This window comes from Streptomyces sp. NBC_00335 (genome assembly GCF_036127095.1).
In the GTDB taxonomy this organism is placed as follows: Bacteria; Actinomycetota; Actinomycetes; order Streptomycetales; family Streptomycetaceae; genus Streptomyces.
Genome location: NZ_CP108006.1, coordinates 2290765 through 2307779, shown reverse-complemented (window position 1 = coordinate 2307779; position 17015 = coordinate 2290765). Strand labels below are relative to the sequence as shown.

The following is a 17015-nucleotide window of genomic DNA, read 5'->3' as shown; positions in this document are numbered from 1 at the left end:
CGTCGTCGGTGAATCCACCCACAGGGTGTGGCCGGTGTGCGATGGTGCCGGAGTGTTATGGCCGGGTTCAGCCGGGGTGAAACACTGGGCAGGCTTGGAGTCAGGCAGTTGATGGGCACGGCTTGGATGGGCACGGCGTAGGTGGACGCAGTCTGATGAACAAGATGCCCGGTGGAACAGTGGTCGACCCTTTCGGGAGGGACACGGTGGAGGCTGGCGCGGCGGTGCGGCGTACGGGAACGCGCCCGAAGGGAGGACGCTCCCGGCGGGGCGGGACGACGGAAGTCGATACCGCGGCCCTGAACAGGCTGCTCACGGCCCTGGTGTCGATGCGGGACGGTAACTTCCGCAAGCGGCTGACGGTGTCCGGCGACGGGGTGATGGCGGAGATCGCCGCCGTCTACAACGAGGTGGCCGACCGCAATCTCCACCTGACCGGGGAGCTGTCCCGGGTGCGGCGCATGGTCGGCCGCGAGGGCAAGCTCAGCGAACGGCTGGAAACAGGCGCCTGCGAGGGCTCCTGGGCGGCCGCGATCGACGCCTCGAACCAGCTGGTCGACGATCTGGCCCGGCCGGTGTCCGAGGTGGGCCGGGTGCTGTCGGCGGTCGCCGAGGGTGACCTCGACCAGCGCATGGACCTGCGGACCCAGGCCGCGGAGGGTGCCGGGCACCCGCTGCGCGGGGAGTTCCTGAAGGTCGGGCGGACGGTCAACAACCTGGTCGACCAGCTCTCCGCGTTCACCGACGAGGTGACGCGGGTGGCGCTGGAGGTGGGTACCGAGGGCAAGCTCGGCGGCCAGGCGCAGGTGCGCGGAATGTCGGGATCCTGGAAGGATCTGACCGACTCCGTCAACACGATGGCGTACCGGCTCACCGCCCAGGTGCGTGACATTGCTCTCGTGACCACGGCCGTGGCCAAGGGCGATCTGTCGCGCAAGGTCACGGTGCACGTGGCCGGCGAGATGCTGCAGCTGAAGAACACCGTGAACACGATGGTGGACCAGCTCTCCTCGTTCTCCTCCGAGGTGACCCGCGTGGCCCGCGAGGTGGGTACGGAGGGCGAGCTCGGCGGCCAGGCGAAGGTGCCCGGGGTCGCGGGCGTGTGGAAGGACCTGACCGACTCCGTCAACACGATGGCGGGCAACCTGACGGCCCAGGTGCGCGGTATCGCGCAGGTGACCACGGCCGTGGCCAACGGCGACCTGTCGCAGAAGGTCCGGGTCAGCGCGCGCGGCGAGGTCGCGCAGCTGGCCGAAACGATCAACCAGATGACCGAGACACTGCGGACCTTCGCGGACGAGGTCACGCGCGTGGCCAGCGAGGTCGGCGCCAAGGGCACGCTCGGCGGCCAGGCGCAGGTGCCGGGTGCCGCGGGTACGTGGAAGGACCTCACCGACTCGGTGAACACGGTCTTCCGCAACCTCACCACGCAGGTGCGGGACATCGCGACGGTGACGACGGCGGTGGCCAACGGCGATCTGTCGCAGAAGGTCACCGTGAACGTGGCCGGCGAGATGCTGGAGCTGAAGAACACCGTCAACACGATGGTGGACCAGCTCCAGTCGTTCGGTGCTGAGGTGACGCGTGTGGCCCGTGAGGTCGGCGTCGAGGGCGAACTGGGCGGCCAGGCGCAGGTGCCGGGCGCGGCCGGGACGTGGAAGGACCTCACCGACTCGGTGAACACCGCCTTCCGCAACCTCACCGGGCAGGTCCGCAACATCGCCCAGGTGACGACGGCGGTGGCCAACGGCGATCTGTCGCAGAAGGTCACGGTCGACGTCTCCGGCGAGATGCTCCAGCTGAAGAACACCGTGAACACGATGGTGGACCAGCTGTCCTCCTTCGCCGACCAGGTCACGCGGATGGCGCGGGACGTGGGCACGGAGGGCCGGCTCGGCGGCCAGGCGCGGGTCGAGGGGGTGTCCGGCACTTGGAAGGAGCTCACCGACTCCGTCAACTTCATGGCCGGGAACCTGACGTCCCAGGTGCGCCAGATCGCCCAGGTGACCACGGCCGTGGCCCGCGGCGACCTCTCCCAGAAGATCGACGTGGACGCGCGCGGCGAGATCCTGGAGCTGAAGAACACCATCAACACGATGGTCGACCAGCTCTCGGCCTTCGCCGAGCAGGTGACCCGGGTGGCCCGGGACGTGGGTACGGAGGGCCGGCTCGGCGGTCAGGCGCAGGTGCCAGGTGTGGCCGGCGTGTGGCGCGACCTGACGGACTCCGTGAACGGCATGGCCGGGAACCTGACGTCCCAGGTGCGCAACATCGCGCAGGTCGCCACCGCGGTGGCGCGCGGCGACCTGTCGCAGAAGATCGAGGTCGATGCCCGGGGCGAGATCCTGGAGCTGAAGAACACCCTCAACACGATGGTGGACCAGCTCTCGAACTTCGCGGAGCAGGTGACCCGGGTGGCCCGCGAGGTGGGCACCGAGGGCATCCTGGGCGGCCAGGCCGAGGTGAAGGGCGTCTCCGGCACCTGGAAGGACCTCACCCAGTCCGTCAACTTCATGGCGAACAACCTGACCTCGCAGGTGCGCAACATCGCCGAGGTGACCACGGCGGTCGCCATGGGCGACCTCTCCAAGAAGATCACCGTCGATGCCAAGGGCGAGATCCTGGAGCTCGTCACCACGGTGAACACGATGGTGGACCAGCTGTCCTCCTTCGCCGAGCAGGTGACGCGGGTGGCCCGCGAGGTGGGCACCGAGGGCATCCTCGGCGGCCAGGCCCGGGTGCGCGGGGTCACCGGCATCTGGAAGGACCTCAGCGACAACGTCAACACGATGGCCGGCAATCTGACCGCCCAGGTGCGCGGGATCGCCCAGGTCTCGACCGCGGTGGCCAACGGCGACCTGACCAAGACGGTCACGGTCGAGGCGCGCGGCGAGGTCGCGCAGCTCGCCGACACCGTCAACACGATGGTCAAGACCCTGTCGTCCTTCGCCGACGAGGTCACGCGCGTGGCCCGCGAGGTGGGTACGGAGGGCCGCCTGGGCGGCCAGGCGCACGTGCCCGGGGTCTCGGGGACGTGGAAGGACCTCACCGACTCGGTGAACTTCATGGCCTCCAACCTCACCGGCCAGGTGCGGCAGATCGCCATGGTCACGACGGCCATCGCCAAGGGCGATATGACCAAGAAGATCGACATCGACGCGCGCGGGGAGATCCTGGAGCTCAAGACCACGATCAACACGATGGTCGACCAGCTCTCCTCCTTCGCCGACCAGGTGACCCGGGTGGCCCGCGAGGTGGGTACGGAGGGCATCCTGGGCGGCCAGGCCCGCGTGCGGGACGTGGACGGCACCTGGCGGGACCTGACCGAGTCCGTGAACGAGATGGCCGGAAACCTCACCCGGCAGGTGCGCGCCATCGCGGCCGTGGCCACCGCGGTGACGCGGGGCGATCTCAACCTGAAGATCGACGTGGACGCGGCGGGCGAGATCCAGGTCCTCCAGGACAACATCAACACGATGATCGCCAACCTGCGCGACACCACCTTGGCCAACAAGGAGCAGGACTGGCTCAAGGGCAACCTCGCCCGCATCTCCGCCCTGATGCAGGGCCGCCGCGAGCTGGACGACGTGGCCTCGCTGATCATGAGCGAGCTGACCCCGGTGGTCTCCGCGCAGCACGGCGCGTTCTTCCTGGCGCTGCCGGCGGGCGGTACCCCCGAGATCGGGACGGACGGGGGCGCGGACGGCTCGTACGAGCTGCGGATGCGCGGGAGTTACGCGTACGCAGGCGGTCAGATGCCCATCTCCTTCCGGCCGGGGGAGGGGCTGATCGGGATGGTCGCCGAGGAGAAGCGGATGGTGCTCATCGAGAACACCCCGCCCGGCTACCTGAAGATCTCCTCCGGGCTCGGCGAGGCCCCGCCGGCGCACGTGATCGTGCTGCCGGTGCTCTTCGAGGGGAAGGTGCTCGGCGTCATCGAGCTGGCCTCCTTCCAGCCCTTCACGCAGATCCAGAAGGACTTCCTCAGCCAGATCGCCGAGATGATCGGTACGAGCGTCAACACCATCTCCGTCAACTCCAAGACGGAGATGCTGCTCAAGCAGTCGCAGGAGATGACCGAGCAGCTGCGCGAGCGCTCCGACGAACTGGAGAACCGGCAGAAGGCCCTTCAGGCCGCCAACGCCGAACTGGAGGAGAAGGCCGAACTGCTGGCCCAGCAGAACCGGGACATCGAGGTGAAGAACACCGAGATCGAGGAGGCCCGGCAGGTCCTGGAGGAGCGTGCCGAGCAGCTCGCGGTCTCGATGCGGTACAAGAGCGAGTTCCTGGCGAACATGTCGCACGAGCTGCGGACCCCGCTCAACTCCCTGCTGATCCTGGCCAAGCTGCTCGCCGACAACGCGGACGAGAACCTCTCGCCGAAGCAGGTGGAGTTCGCCGAGACCATCCACGGCGCCGGCTCCGACCTGCTCCAGCTGATCAACGACATCCTCGACCTGTCGAAGGTCGAGGCCGGGAAGATGGACGTCTCCCCGACCCGGATCGCGCTGGTCCAGCTCGTCGACTACGTGGAGGCCACCTTCCGGCCGCTGACCGCGGAGAAGGGGCTCGACTTCTCGGTACGGGTCTCCCCGGAGCTCCCGGCGACCCTGCACACCGACGAGCAGCGGCTGCTCCAGGTGCTGCGCAACCTGCTGTCGAACGCGGTGAAGTTCACCGACACGGGGGCGGTGGAGCTGGTGATCCGGCCCGCCGGGGCCGATGTGCCCATCGCGATCCGCGAGCAGCTCCTGGAGGCCGGTTCGCTGCGGGAGGCCGACGCGGACCTGATCGCCTTCTCGGTGACCGACACCGGGATCGGGATCGCCGCGAGCAAGATGCTGGTGATCTTCGAGGCGTTCAAGCAGGCCGACGGGACGACCAGCCGCAAGTACGGCGGCACCGGCCTCGGACTGTCCATCAGCCGGGAGATCGCCCGGCTGCTGGGCGGGGAGATCCACGCGGCGAGCGAACCCGGCCGCGGGTCGACCTTCACGCTGTACCTGCCGCTGCACCCGAGCGAGCTGCCCCCGCAGGGGTACGCGCCGCCGACGCCCGGTGGGGCGCGCGGGGAGCTGTACCGCCGCCCGGCCGCCGAGGAGGTGCGGCCCGAGCTGCCGGCGGCGCCGGTGGCGCAGGGCCCCGTAGGGTCCGTGGGGCCGATGGCGCTGCCGCGGGCCGGGGAACCGGCCGGGCAGGGGTCCTCGGCGCTGTTCCGGCGGCGCCGCAAGGCGATGGCCGAGCCGCCGCTGCGGGCGGAGGTGCCCGGACAGGGCGACGCGGACGCGTGGTTCGTGGAGGAGCCGCTGCCGCAGGCGCCGCGGACGTACGACTTCCACGGCGAGCGGGTGCTGATCGTGGACGACGACGTGCGCAACGTCTTCGCGCTGACCAGCGTGCTGGAGCAGCACGGTCTGGCGGTGCTGTACGCGGAGAACGGCAGGGAGGGCATCGAGGTCCTGGAGCAGCACGACGACGTGGCGCTCGTGCTGATGGACATCATGATGCCGGAGATGGACGGGTACGCGACGACCTCGGCGATCCGGCGGATGCCCCAGTTCGAGGGGCTGCCGATCATCGCGCTGACGGCGAAGGCCATGAAGGGGGACCGGGAGAAGGCGATCGAGTCCGGTGCCTCGGACTACGTGACCAAGCCGGTCGAACCCGACTACCTACTGTCGGTCATGGAAGGGCACATGCGCGGGGCCGGGGCGTGACCGGGCGGGCGGAGGACAACTCCCGTGGGAACCTTCTGCCCTTCCACCACGTTTCCGCTTCGTGCGCTGTGACATCTTGGTGACAGGGTGTGGCGATCTCGGGACTGGGGCTACGATGACCGGCACAAGGACGGACGGCGCAAGGATGCCGTCCTCTGGGGCGGGGCCCGGCGCACAGGCCGGAGCCAGGAGCCGGGGAGGCCCCATGCCGGGGCGAGGAGGACAGGGCATGGTGCAGAAGGCCAAGATCCTCCTGGTCGACGACCGGCCGGAGAATCTGCTGGCGCTGGAGGCCATCCTCTCCGCGCTCGATCAGACACTGGTCCGGGCGTCGTCGGGGGAGGAAGCGCTCAAGGCGCTGCTGACGGACGACTTCGCGGTCATCCTGCTCGACGTGCAGATGCCGGGCATGGACGGGTTCGAGACGGCCGCGCACATCAAGCGGCGGGAGCGGACCCGGGACATCCCGATCATCTTCCTCACGGCGATCAACCACGGTCCGCACCACACCTTCCGCGGGTACGCGGCGGGCGCGGTGGACTACATCTCGAAGCCCTTCGACCCGTGGGTGCTGCGGGCCAAGGTCTCGGTCTTCGTCGAGCTGTATACGAAGAACTGCCAACTGCGCGAGCAGGCGGCGCTGCTGAGGCTCCAGCTGGAGGGCGGCAGCTCCAACGGGGCGGTGGACGGCTCCAAGGAGACGGCCGGCCTGCTGGCCGAGCTCTCCGCGCGGCTCGCCGCGGTGGAGGAGCAGGCGGAGGCGCTGACCAAGCAGCTCGGTGAAGAGGCGGCCGATCCCTCGGTGGTGGCCACCGCGGCCCATCTGGAGCGCAAGCTCACCGGTCTGCGGCGGGCGCTCGACGCGCTGGAGCCGGGGACCGGCGGCGGTACTCCCGTACTGCCCGCTCAGGGCTGAGCTCCGCTCGGGCCCTCGCGGCCCGGCGTGGCCTGCCGTGCGGCCCCGCTTGGCGGTCCGTCAGGTCTGGCGGAGCGTCATGGGAGGCCGCCGGTACGGGCCGAGGGCGCGGGCGCCTCCCGTCCCGGACTCGGAACGACACGAACGGGTGAAGGGGTGGGCACGCGTGTCCACCGGCGCTCGCCCCGGTAACCTCGGTCGCATGGCCTCAAGTACGTCCGGTAAGGGTTCCCAGAGCACGGCGGGCACCGCGAAGGGCCGCACCGGCCGTACGACGGCGCCGGCGAAGAAGGCTGCCCCAGCCCGCAAGCCGCCCGCCAAGAAGGCGTCGCCCGCCGCGAAGCGCGCGCCCGTCAAGAAGGTGGCGGCCAAGCCCGCGCCGTCCCCCACCGGGGGAGTGCTGCGGCTGCTGCGCGCCTTCTGGCTCGGCATCGCGCACGCGGTCGGCGCGATCTTCCGCGGCATCGGCCAGGGCGCGAAGAACCTCGACCCGGCCCACCGCAAGGACGGGCTCGCCCTGCTGCTGCTCGCGCTCGCGCTGATCGTGGCCGCCGGGACCTGGTCGAACCTGAGCGGGCCCGTGGGGGACCTGGTGACCATGCTGGTCACCGGCGCCTTCGGGCGGCTCGACCTGCTCGTGCCGGTCCTGCTCGGCGTCATGGCGGTACGTTTCATCCGCCATCCCGAACAGGCCGACGCCAACGGCCGCATCGGCATCGGGCTCTCCGCGCTGGTCATCGGAGTCCTGGGGCTCGTGCACATCGCCTGCGGAGCCCCCGGGCGCGACGAGGGCACCACCGCCATGCAGAACGCCGGCGGGCTGATCGGCTGGGGAGCCTCGAAGCCGCTGATCTTCACGATGGGCGCACCGCTGGCCGTGCCGATGCTGGTGCTGCTCACCGTCTTCGGGCTGCTGGTGGTCACCGCCACCCCCGTCAACGCGATCCCGCAGCGGCTGCGGAGCGCGGGGATCCGGCTCGGGATCATCGCTCCGAACGAGTACGACGACGAGTACGCGGCGTCCGCGGAGCACGGGGACTCCGCGGGCGCGGCCTCGGCCGCCGCGGACCGGCATGACGCCGAGCAGTGGCGGGCCCGCTCCGGCGCCGGCGGGCCGGGGGACCCGGCGGAGGCCGCCGAGGAGGAGGCGCTCGCCCGGCGGCGGCGCCCCCGGCGGTCCGCGGGCCGGCCCATGGACCGGGGGATGGACGCCGTCGACGTGGCCGCGGCGGCCGCCGCCGCGCTGGACGGGGTGGTGTACGGCGGGATGCCGCCCTCCCCGCTCGTCGCCGACCTCACGCAGGGCATCTCGGGGGAGCGCGAAGGTCGCGAAGGTTCAGAGATCACCGCTCCGGTTCCGGCGGCCCGCGAGGAGGGGCCCGCGCGCGAGGAGCAGCCGGCCCGCGAGGAGAAGTCCGCCGCCGCGGCCGCGCCGACCGACACCACCGCGGCGGCCTCCGGAACCCTGTCCGTACCCGACCTGACGAAGGCCCCGCCCGAGACCCAGGCGCTGCCGCCCCGCGCCGAGCAGCTCCAGCTGCGCGGGGACATCACGTACTCCCTGCCCTCGCTGGACCTGCTGGAGAAGGGTGGGCCGGGCAAGACCCGCAGCGCCGCGAACGACGCGGTCGTGGCCTCGCTGACGAACGTGTTCATGGAGTTCAAGGTCGACGCGAAGGTCACCGGTTTCACCCGGGGACCGACGGTGACCCGCTACGAGGTGGAGCTGGGCCCGGCCGTGAAGGTCGAGCGGATCACGGCGCTGGCCAAGAACATCGCCTACGCCGTGGCCTCGCCCGACGTGCGCATCATCAGTCCGATTCCGGGCAAGTCGGCGGTCGGCATCGAGATCCCGAACACCGACCGCGAGATGGTCAACCTGGGGGACGTGCTGCGGCTGGCGGACGCCGCCGAGGACGACCACCCGATGCTGGTGGCGCTCGGCAAGGACGTCGAGGGCGGCTACGTCATGGCCAACCTGGCGAAGATGCCGCACGTGCTGGTCGCCGGGGCCACCGGTTCCGGAAAGTCCTCCTGCATCAACTGCCTGATCACCTCGGTGATGGTGCGGGCCACCCCGGAGGACGTCCGGATGGTGCTCGTGGACCCCAAGCGGGTGGAGCTGACGGCGTACGAGGGCATCCCGCACCTGATCACGCCGATCATCACCAACCCCAAGCGGGCGGCCGAGGCCCTGCAGTGGGTCGTGCGCGAGATGGACCTGCGCTACGACGACCTGGCGGCCTTCGGCTACCGGCACATCGACGACTTCAACAAGGCGATCCGCGACGGCAAGATCAAACTGCCGCCGGGCAGCGAGCGGGAGCTGAGCCCGTACCCGTACCTGCTGGTGATCGTCGACGAGCTCGCCGACCTGATGATGGTGGCCCCGCGGGACGTGGAGGACTCGATCGTCCGCATCACCCAGCTGGCCCGCGCGGCCGGCATCCACCTGGTGCTCGCGACGCAGCGGCCCTCGGTGGACGTGGTGACCGGTCTGATCAAGGCGAACGTGCCCTCGCGCCTCGCCTTCGCCACCTCCTCGCTCGCCGACAGCCGGGTCATCCTCGACCAGCCGGGCGCGGAGAAGCTCATCGGCAAGGGCGACGGGCTGTTCCTGCCGATGGGCGCGAACAAGCCCGTGCGGCTCCAGGGCGCCTTCGTCACCGAGGACGAGATCGCCGGGATCGTGCAGCACTGCAAGGACCAGATGGCTCCGGTCTTCCGCAACGACGTCACCGTGGGGCAGAAGCAGAAGAAGGAGATCGACGAGGAGATCGGCGACGACCTGGACCTGCTGTGCCAGGCGGCCGAGCTGGTCGTCTCCACGCAGTTCGGATCCACCTCGATGCTCCAGCGCAAGCTGCGGGTGGGCTTCGCGAAGGCCGGGCGGCTGATGGACCTGATGGAGTCGCGGGGGATCGTCGGGCCGAGCGAGGGGTCGAAGGCGCGCGACGTGCTGCTGAAGGCCGACGAACTCGACGGCGTGCTCGCCGTGATCCGGGGGGAGACTTCCGAGTAACGGACAAAGGACCGGGGGCAACCGTTTCCCCCGGTCCCGTGTCTAGTTGAGGGAGGTGGCGGCTTGTTCCGGGCCGCCGCACCGGGCGGGAGCCCTCCGGCCATTCGTATGGCGTAGGAAGTCCCCCCTCCGGTTGCCTCACCCTTTCGTCACCCCCCTAGACTGGACTTCCAGCAGGTGGCTACACGCTCGAAAGGCGCCCTCGTGTCCATCGGCAACGCCAACTCCCCCGAAGATGAGCAGCCTTCGACCGACGACCGGTCCGAGGACCGTCTCGTCGAACGTTCCGTCGAAGAGCCGTCCATCGGGACGGCCCTCAAGAAGGCCCGGATCGCCGCCGGGCTGACTGTCGACGAGGTCAGTTCCACCACCCGCGTGCGCATCCCGATCGTGCACGCGATCGAATCCGACGATTTCACTCGCTGCGGCGGCGATGTCTATGCCCGCGGCCACATCCGTACGCTCGCCCGTGCCGTACGACTCGATCCGGAACCCCTGATCGACAGCTACGACGCGGCCCACGGCGGCCGGCCGGCACCCACCCCCGCCGCGCCGATGTTCGAAGCCGAGCGGATCCGCCCCGAACGGCAGCGGCCCAATTGGACCGCCGCCATGGTCGCCGCCATCGTCGCCGTGATCGGCTTCGTCGGCTTCACGGCCTTCGGCGGCGCCGACGAGAAGGCCAAGCGGCCGGTGGCGGAAGGTTCCGCCGCGCCGAAGCCCGCACCCACCCCCAACGCCTCCAAGCCCTCGGTCCAGGCGCCGCCGGCGCCTACGGCTCCCAAGCCGGAGCCCTCGGACAGCGCCATCGCCGCCGCGCCCAAGGACCTCGTCACGGTCGTCCTGACGGCCAACGACGGCGAAAGCTGGATCTCGGCCAAGGACCACAGTGGCCGGCTCCTCTTCGACGGCACCCTCGAACAGGGTCAGTCGAAGACGTTCACGGACAAGGAGTCCATCGACCTGGTGCTCGGCGATGCCGGGGTCGTGAAGCTCTTCGTGAACGGCAAGGAGATCAAGGACGAGTTCCAGCCAGGACAGGTGGAACGTCTCACATACACCAAGGACGACCCGCGTCAGGGCCAGGCCCAGGCGGGCTGACCGCCAGGCCTGACCAGCAGGGAATAGAACGTTCCGGATCCCCGGGGTGCCGCGCCGCACTCCGGGGATCTTGCCGTCCGGGACGGGAGGCGGGGGCCGGTGCCGGGACGAAGTAGTCTTGAGTCCATGCCCGAACGCCGTACCGTCGCCCTTGTCACTCTTGGCTGCGCCCGTAACGAGGTGGACTCGGAGGAGCTCGCAGGCCGCTTGGCGGCGGATGGCTGGGAGCTCGTCGAGGACGCCGCCGATGCGGACGTAGCCGTCGTCAACACCTGCGGCTTTGTCGAAGCCGCCAAAAAGGACTCCGTAGACGCCCTGCTGGAGGCCAATGATCTCAAGGATCACGGCCGCACGCAGGCCGTCGTAGCCGTCGGCTGTATGGCCGAGCGCTACGGCAAGGAACTTGCCGAAGCGCTCCCCGAGGCCGACGGCGTGCTCGGTTTCGACGACTACGCCGACATCTCCGACCGCCTCCAGACCATCCTCAACGGCGGCGTCCACGCCTCCCACACCCCGCGCGACCGGCGCAAGCTGCTGCCGATCAGCCCGGCCCAGCGCCAGGACGCCGACGTGGCCCTGCCGGGCCACGCGCAGTCGACGCCCGTCGAGGAGGTGGCAGCCGCTCCCGCAGACCTCCCGGAGGGCGTCGCGCCCGCCTCCGGCCCGCGTGCGCCGCTGCGCCGCCGGCTGGACAAGAGCCCGGTCGCCTCGGTCAAGCTCGCCTCCGGCTGCGACCGGCGCTGCTCCTTCTGCGCCATCCCGTCCTTCCGCGGCTCCTTCATCTCCCGCCGCCCCAGCGACGTGCTGGGCGAGACGCGCTGGCTCGCGGAGCAGGGCGTCAAGGAGATCATGCTGGTCTCCGAGAACAACACCTCGTACGGCAAGGACCTGGGCGACATCCGCCTGCTGGAGACCCTGCTGCCCGAGCTGGCCGAGGTGGACGGCATCGAGCGCGTCCGCGTCAGCTACCTCCAGCCCGCCGAGATGCGGCCCGGCCTGATCGACGTACTCACCTCGACCCCCAAGGTCGTCCCGTACTTCGACCTCTCCTTCCAGCACTCGGCCCCCGACGTGCTGCGCGCCATGCGCCGCTTCGGTGACACCGACCGGTTCCTGGAACTGCTGGACACCATCCGCTCCAAGGCCCCGACGGCCGGCGTCCGGTCCAACTTCATCGTCGGCTTCCCCGGCGAGAAGGAGTCGGACTTCGCCGAGCTGGAGCGCTTCCTCACCAGTGCGCGGCTCGACGCCATCGGCGTCTTCGGCTACTCCGACGAGGACGGCACCGAGGCCGTCACGTACGAGAACAAGCTGGACGCCGACACCATCGCCGAGCGCCTCGCCCACATGCAGCGCCTCGCCGAGGAGCTCACTTCGCAGCGCGCGGAGGAGCGGATCGGGGAGACGCTGGAGGTGCTCGTCGAGACGGTCGTCCCGATCGACGAGGCGGAGGACGGCGAGGGTGCCTACGGGCGCGCCGCCCACCAGGCACCCGAGACCGACGGCCAGGTCGTCTTCACGGACGGCGCGGGCCTGGTCCCGGGGCGTATCGTCACGGCGAAGGTGGTCGGCACCCTGGGTGTGGACCTGGTGGCGGAGCCCCTGGGCGTGGATCTTGAGGAGGCGGCCGGATGACCGGAGCCCCGGCATCTGCGGCGGGCGGGACCGGCCGCCGGCCCGCGCCCGGCGCGAAGCTGGGCGCCGCGGCCGTCAATCAGGCCAGCCTGTGGAACATCGCCAACATCCTGACGATGATCCGGCTGGTCCTGGTGCCGGGATTCGTGATGCTGCTGCTCGCCGACGGGGGCTACGACCCCGTCTGGCGGGCGCTGGCGTGGGCGGCGTTCGCCGTCGCCATGATCACCGACATCTTCGACGGGCATCTGGCCCGTACGTACAACCTGGTCACCGACTTCGGGAAGATCGCCGACCCCATCGCCGACAAGGCGATCATGGGGTCGGCATTGGTGTGTCTGTCGTGGCTCGGCGATCTGCCCTGGTGGGTGACCGGGGTGATCCTCGGCCGGGAACTCGGGATCACGCTCATGCGTTTCTGGGTCATCAGGTACGGAGTGATCCCGGCGAGCCGGGGCGGGAAGCTGAAGACCCTGACCCAGGGCGTGGCGGTGGGCATGTACGTGCTCGCGCTGACCGGGCCGCTGGCGACGCTGCGGTTCTGGGTGATGGCGGCCGCCGTCGTCCTGACCGTCGTCACCGGTTTGGACTACATCAGGCAGGCGGTCGTGCTCCGGCGCAAGGGGCTCGCCGCGGAGCGTGCCGCGCGGTGAACCTGCCGGGGGATGACGCGGTGGTGCAAGAGGCGGGTGGATCTTCGATGGCCGGTGAAGCGCCGCGGAATGCCGCGGGGGCTGCCGGGGACGGCGAGGCTGTTGCGGCCGACGTGCTGCGACTCCTCGCGGAGAGTAACGGTACGGTTGCTGTTGCGGAGTCGCTGACCGGCGGCATGGTGGCCGCGGAGCTCACGTCCGTCCCGGGCGCCTCCAAGTCCTTCCGCGGGTCCGTCACGGCGTACGCGACCGAGCTCAAGCACCAGGTGCTGGGCGTGGACGCCGGGCTGCTCGCGGCCCAGGGCGCGGTGAACCCGCAGGTCGCGGAGGAGATGGCGGCCGGCGTGCGGCGGGTGCTCGGCGCCTCCTGGGGCATCGCGACCACCGGAGTGGCCGGTCCCGCCCCGCAGGACGGGCAGCCGGTGGGCACCGTTTTCATCGCCGTGGCGGGTCCCGGGGTCAGGAAAACGGCCCGGCTGAGGTTGAACGGCTCCCGCGCGGAAATCCGTAGGGAGAGTGCACGGACAGTGCTCGAGCTGCTCGCGAGCGAACTCCGCGAGAATCTGCGGGGGCAGGATACGGAACAGGACGGGGGGATTTGATGTTTGCAGCCCTGAGTGAACACGACATCGCTCCCCGCACGGCCGCCGCGCGAGGCGGTACGGTGGGGCGTGAAGGTTACGGCTACACGGTCAGAGGAGGGAGCCACCGATGATTCTGCTCCGTCGCCTGCTGGGTGACGTGCTGCGTCGGCAGCGCCAGCGCCAGGGCCGTACTCTGCGCGAAGTCTCCTCGTCCGCCCGAGTTTCGCTCGGCTATCTCTCCGAGGTGGAGCGGGGGCAGAAGGAGGCATCTTCCGAGCTGCTCTCCGCGATCTGCGACGCGCTTGACGTACGGATGTCAGAGCTGATGCGGGAAGTCAGCGACGAGCTTTCGCTCGCCGAGCTGGCCCAGTCCGCCGCGGCGAGCGAACCGGTGTCCGCACCGGTCCGCCCGATGCTCAATTCGGTATCCGTGGCCTCGGTCACGGGTGGCCCGGAACGGGTGACCATCAAGGCGCCCGTGGAAGCGGTGAATGTCGTAGCCGCGTGATGCGTGCGTGAGCGTCCGCCTGTGCGCGTGAATGTGTGTGCGTGCGTGCTGAGCGTATGAGTGTGGCCGGAGCCCCGGCCGGTGCCCTTTGGGTGCCGGGCGGGGCTCTTTGCCGTTGTGCGGCGTGTGCGGGTGTGGGTGTGGCGCATGGGGCGTGGGTGGTTTGGGTGGCGTTCCGGTGGGGCTTGGAGGGGGAGCGGGCGGGGTGCGGGTGGGGGCCGGGTGCGGGAGGATGGGCCCGTTCGGGTCTCCGGCCCCTGGAGGTGGCCGTGCGGCGGTTGCTGGGTATACCCGTGGGTCTGGCCCTCGCGCTGTCGGTGGGCGTCCTGTGGTGGTGGGCCGTGCTGCGGCTCGTGCTGGCGCCGGCCGAGGCCGGGTTGGTGGAGGGTGCGGTCGCCGTCGGAGGATGGGGGCTGGGGCTGCTGCCGGTGCATTGCGTGCCGGGACCGGTGGGCCGCCGTCGCCGCGGGGCGGCGGACGGCGGTGGCGGTGTTCCGGGGAGCGGTGGGGAGCGGGCTGCTGCCGGGTCGGTGGGGGTCGGGGAGCCGCCGGGGTCCGGGTGATCGGGTGGGGCTTGTGATGTGTCCTGCGTGTGTGGCCGGGGCGATGGGCGCCGGGTGGTGGGTCACCAGGGCATGGAGACTCCGCCGTTCGGGCGAAGGATCTGGCCCGTCATGAAGGACGAGGCGTCCGAGGCGAGGTAGAGCACTGCCTGGGCTATGTCCTCGGGCTCACCCACGCGGCGCAGCGGAGACATCCGCGTCATCATCGCCTCGGTCTGCTCCTGGACCTCGGGGCTGTGCCGATCGGTCATCGGGGTGCGGATCCAGCCGGGTGCGACGGCGTTGACGCGGATGCCGTGCGGGCCGGCCTCGGTGGCGAGGGTCTTGGTCAGCTGGACGACGGCGGCCTTGGCGGCGCTGTAGCAGAGCAAACCGGGCTGGGCGGCGTCCACGGCGCCGGAGGCCATGGTGATGATCGAACCGGGCCGGCCTGTCGCGATCATGGCGCGGGCCGCCTCCTGGCAGGTGCGCAGCACCCCCTTGAAGTTGATGTCCAGAACCCGGTCGAGGTCCTCGTCGGACGTCTCCAGAACGCTGCTGCTGTGCATGACCCCGGCGATCGCGGCGGTGATGTCGAGCGGGCCGGCCTGGGCGATCGCCGCCTTGATCGCGGCGCGGTCGGTCACGTCGAGGGGGTGGGCGGTGGCCCGGCCGCCGGCCTTGGTGATCAGTTCCACGGTCTCCTGGAGGCCCTGGGCGTCGCGGTCCGCGCAGTGCACGGCGGCTCCGGCCTCGGCGAGGAGTACGGCGGTGGCCCGGCCGATGCCGCTGGCGGCGCCGGTGATCAGGGCGGTCCGGCCGGTGAGTTCGTACGCGCTGGGTGTAGGCATGCGGGGACGGTACGACCGCATCTGACGGGGCGTCAACTAAGGCGTCGGGCCGGATTGGCAACGGGGACACCAGTAGGTGGGGCGGCCGTCCTGGGGGGCCTCGCGGACGGGGGTGCCGCAGCGCAGGCAGGGACGGTGGGCGCGACCGTAGACGAACAGGTCCTGGCCGGGGCGGCGGCTGCCCGTGGTGTTGCGGTGGCGGGCCTTGTTCGCGTCGAGGAGCCGGTGTGCGGCGGCGGCGAGGCGGGGGAGGGTGCGGGGTGCCAGATAGCCGACCGGGGTCCAGGGGGTGACCTGGGCGAGGAAGCAGAGCTCGGCCTTGTAGATGTTGCCGATGCCGGCCAGGTTGCGCTGGTCGAGGAGGGCCTCGCCCAGGGGGCGGGCGGGGGTGGCGAGGAGGTTCGCGGCGGCGACCGCCTCGTCCCAGTCGGGACCCAGGAGGTCGGGGCCGAGGTGGCCGACGGCGCGGTGTTCGTCGGCGGTGCGGAGCAGTTCCACGACGGGGAGGCGGTAGCCGAAGGCGGTGTGGGTGGTGGTGCCGAGGATTACGCGGAGTTCGTGGGTGGGGGCGGGGGCGCGCTTGGGCGCGCCGGTGGTGGGGAGGATGCGCCAGGTGCCGTCCATGCGGAGGTGGGTGTGGAGGGTGAGGAGGGGGTGGAGGGGGTGGAGAGTGGCTTCTGCCTCGGTGTTTTGTGACGGTGGCGGGCCGAAGCGCATGAGCAGGTGCTTGCCCCGGGGGACCACTTCGAGGGTGGTGAAGCCGGTGAGGTCCGCGGTGGCGAAGCGGGGGACTCTGAGGTCGGAGCGGGTGAGTTCCTTGCCCGCGAGGGCTTCGCGGAGGTGGGCCGCCGCGCGGTAGACGCTGTCGCCTTCGGGCATGTCTTCATTCTCCTGCTCCTGCGGGGTCGGGGCGGTGCGGTGGCGTCGGGGTGCCGCTGCGCGGGGCTTGCTCCCCGCCCCGCCCTTCCTCCGTTCCCCGGGGCTCCGCCCCGGACCCTGCTGCTGGGCTGCGCCCTGGGCCCCGTTTCCGGGCTTCGCCCTCGGCCCGGGGTTGGTGCCCTGGGGCGGCGTCTTGGGTTCGGCTCTCTGGGCTGGGGCGGGGTGCCCGTGGGTGGGCTGCGCTCCGGTACTCGTTCCGGGGGGGGCTTGGGGGATGGTGCGGGTGCCGCTGCGGTTGCGTGGTGTTTGCTCCCCGCCCCGCCCTTCCTCCGTTCCCCGGGGCTGCGCCCCGGACCCTGTTCCCCGGGGCTGCGCCCCGGACCCCGTTTCCGGGCTTCGTTCCGGACCCCGTTCCCGGCCTCCGCCCCGGACTCCGTTTCCGGGCTAAGCCCTGGGCCCCGTTCCCGGGCTTCGCCCTGGGCCTCTGGGCCCTGGACCCTGTTTCCGGGGTTCGCGCTGGGTCCCGGACTCCGCTCCCGGGGTTTGCCCTGCGACCTGGACCCCGTTTCCGGGGCCCCCGACCCCGGACCCCGTTTCTGGGGTCCGG

The 17015-nt window shown here is 70.8% G+C and carries 11 protein-coding genes; 9 read left to right on the top strand and 2 right to left on the bottom strand.

What is annotated here, in order from left to right:
* Nucleotides 1-206: 206 nt before the first annotated feature.
* From OHA37_RS10115 to OHA37_RS10075, 9 genes are all read left to right on the top strand, one after another.
* Nucleotides 207-5717, top strand: a complete 5511-nt coding sequence (locus OHA37_RS10115; protein WP_266904004.1) for a HAMP domain-containing protein — start codon at nucleotides 207-209, stop codon at nucleotides 5715-5717.
* 229 nt (nucleotides 5718-5946) lie between these two features.
* Complete coding sequence (locus tag OHA37_RS10110; RefSeq protein WP_266904003.1) at nucleotides 5947-6633, top strand: response regulator; 687 nt, start codon at nucleotides 5947-5949, stop codon at nucleotides 6631-6633.
* 202 nt (nucleotides 6634-6835) lie between these two features.
* Complete coding sequence (locus tag OHA37_RS10105; protein WP_266904002.1) at nucleotides 6836-9655, top strand: FtsK/SpoIIIE family DNA translocase; 2820 nt, start codon at nucleotides 6836-6838, stop codon at nucleotides 9653-9655.
* Between the two features lie 204 nt (nucleotides 9656-9859).
* On the top strand, nucleotides 9860-10756 hold the full coding sequence (locus OHA37_RS10100; RefSeq protein ID WP_266904001.1) for a helix-turn-helix domain-containing protein: 897 nt from the start codon (nucleotides 9860-9862) through the stop codon (nucleotides 10754-10756).
* A gap of 126 nt (nucleotides 10757-10882) precedes the next feature.
* On the top strand, nucleotides 10883-12391 hold the full coding sequence (gene rimO, locus OHA37_RS10095; RefSeq protein WP_266904000.1) for a 30S ribosomal protein S12 methylthiotransferase RimO: 1509 nt from the start codon (nucleotides 10883-10885) through the stop codon (nucleotides 12389-12391).
* Nucleotides 12388-13044: a CDP-diacylglycerol--glycerol-3-phosphate 3-phosphatidyltransferase gene (gene pgsA, locus OHA37_RS10090; protein WP_266881436.1), complete on the top strand. Its 657-nt coding sequence runs from the start codon at nucleotides 12388-12390 to the stop codon at nucleotides 13042-13044. Before rimO ends, pgsA begins: the two co-directional genes overlap by 4 nt.
* A gap of 47 nt (nucleotides 13045-13091) precedes the next feature.
* Nucleotides 13092-13646: a CinA family protein gene (locus OHA37_RS10085; RefSeq protein WP_266903999.1), complete on the top strand. Its 555-nt coding sequence runs from the start codon at nucleotides 13092-13094 to the stop codon at nucleotides 13644-13646.
* 109 nt (nucleotides 13647-13755) lie between these two features.
* Nucleotides 13756-14136, top strand: a complete 381-nt coding sequence (locus OHA37_RS10080; RefSeq protein ID WP_112451800.1) for a helix-turn-helix domain-containing protein — start codon at nucleotides 13756-13758, stop codon at nucleotides 14134-14136.
* A gap of 278 nt (nucleotides 14137-14414) precedes the next feature.
* Nucleotides 14415-14699 carry a hypothetical protein gene (locus OHA37_RS10075; protein ID WP_266903998.1) on the top strand — a complete coding sequence of 95 codons (285 nt, stop codon included), beginning with the start codon at nucleotides 14415-14417 and terminating at the stop codon, nucleotides 14697-14699.
* A 62-nt stretch (nucleotides 14700-14761) separates the two neighbouring features.
* Here OHA37_RS10075 and OHA37_RS10070 read toward each other — a convergent pair whose 3' ends face one another.
* Together OHA37_RS10070 and OHA37_RS10065 are read right to left on the bottom strand one after the other, a co-directional pair.
* Nucleotides 14762-15529, bottom strand: a complete 768-nt coding sequence (locus OHA37_RS10070; RefSeq protein ID WP_266903997.1) for an SDR family NAD(P)-dependent oxidoreductase — start codon at nucleotides 15527-15529, stop codon at nucleotides 14762-14764.
* 36 nt (nucleotides 15530-15565) lie between these two features.
* Complete coding sequence (locus tag OHA37_RS10065) at nucleotides 15566-16408, bottom strand: DNA-formamidopyrimidine glycosylase family protein (protein WP_266903996.1); 843 nt, start codon at nucleotides 16406-16408, stop codon at nucleotides 15566-15568.
* Nucleotides 16409-17015 lie beyond the last annotated feature (607 nt).

What these genes read in the sequence shown, in the direction of transcription:
- OHA37_RS10110 (WP_266904003.1), top strand. Translation starts at nt 5,947, where the DNA reads ATGGTGCAGAAGGCCAAGATCCTCCTGGTCGACGACCGGCCGGAGAAT.
- OHA37_RS10105 (WP_266904002.1), top strand. Translation starts at nt 6,836, where the DNA reads ATGGCCTCAAGTACGTCCGGTAAGGGTTCCCAGAGCACGGCGGGCACC.
- rimO (WP_266904000.1), top strand. Translation starts at nt 10,883, where the DNA reads ATGCCCGAACGCCGTACCGTCGCCCTTGTCACTCTTGGCTGCGCCCGT.
- pgsA (WP_266881436.1), top strand. Translation starts at nt 12,388, where the DNA reads ATGACCGGAGCCCCGGCATCTGCGGCGGGCGGGACCGGCCGCCGGCCC.
- OHA37_RS10085 (WP_266903999.1), top strand. Translation starts at nt 13,092, where the DNA reads ATGGCCGGTGAAGCGCCGCGGAATGCCGCGGGGGCTGCCGGGGACGGC.
- OHA37_RS10080 (WP_112451800.1), top strand. Translation starts at nt 13,756, where the DNA reads ATGATTCTGCTCCGTCGCCTGCTGGGTGACGTGCTGCGTCGGCAGCGC.
- OHA37_RS10070 (WP_266903997.1), bottom strand. Translation starts at nt 15,529, where the DNA reads ATGCCTACACCCAGCGCGTACGAACTCACCGGCCGGACCGCCCTGATC.
- OHA37_RS10065 (WP_266903996.1), bottom strand. Translation starts at nt 16,408, where the DNA reads ATGCCCGAAGGCGACAGCGTCTACCGCGCGGCGGCCCACCTCCGCGAA.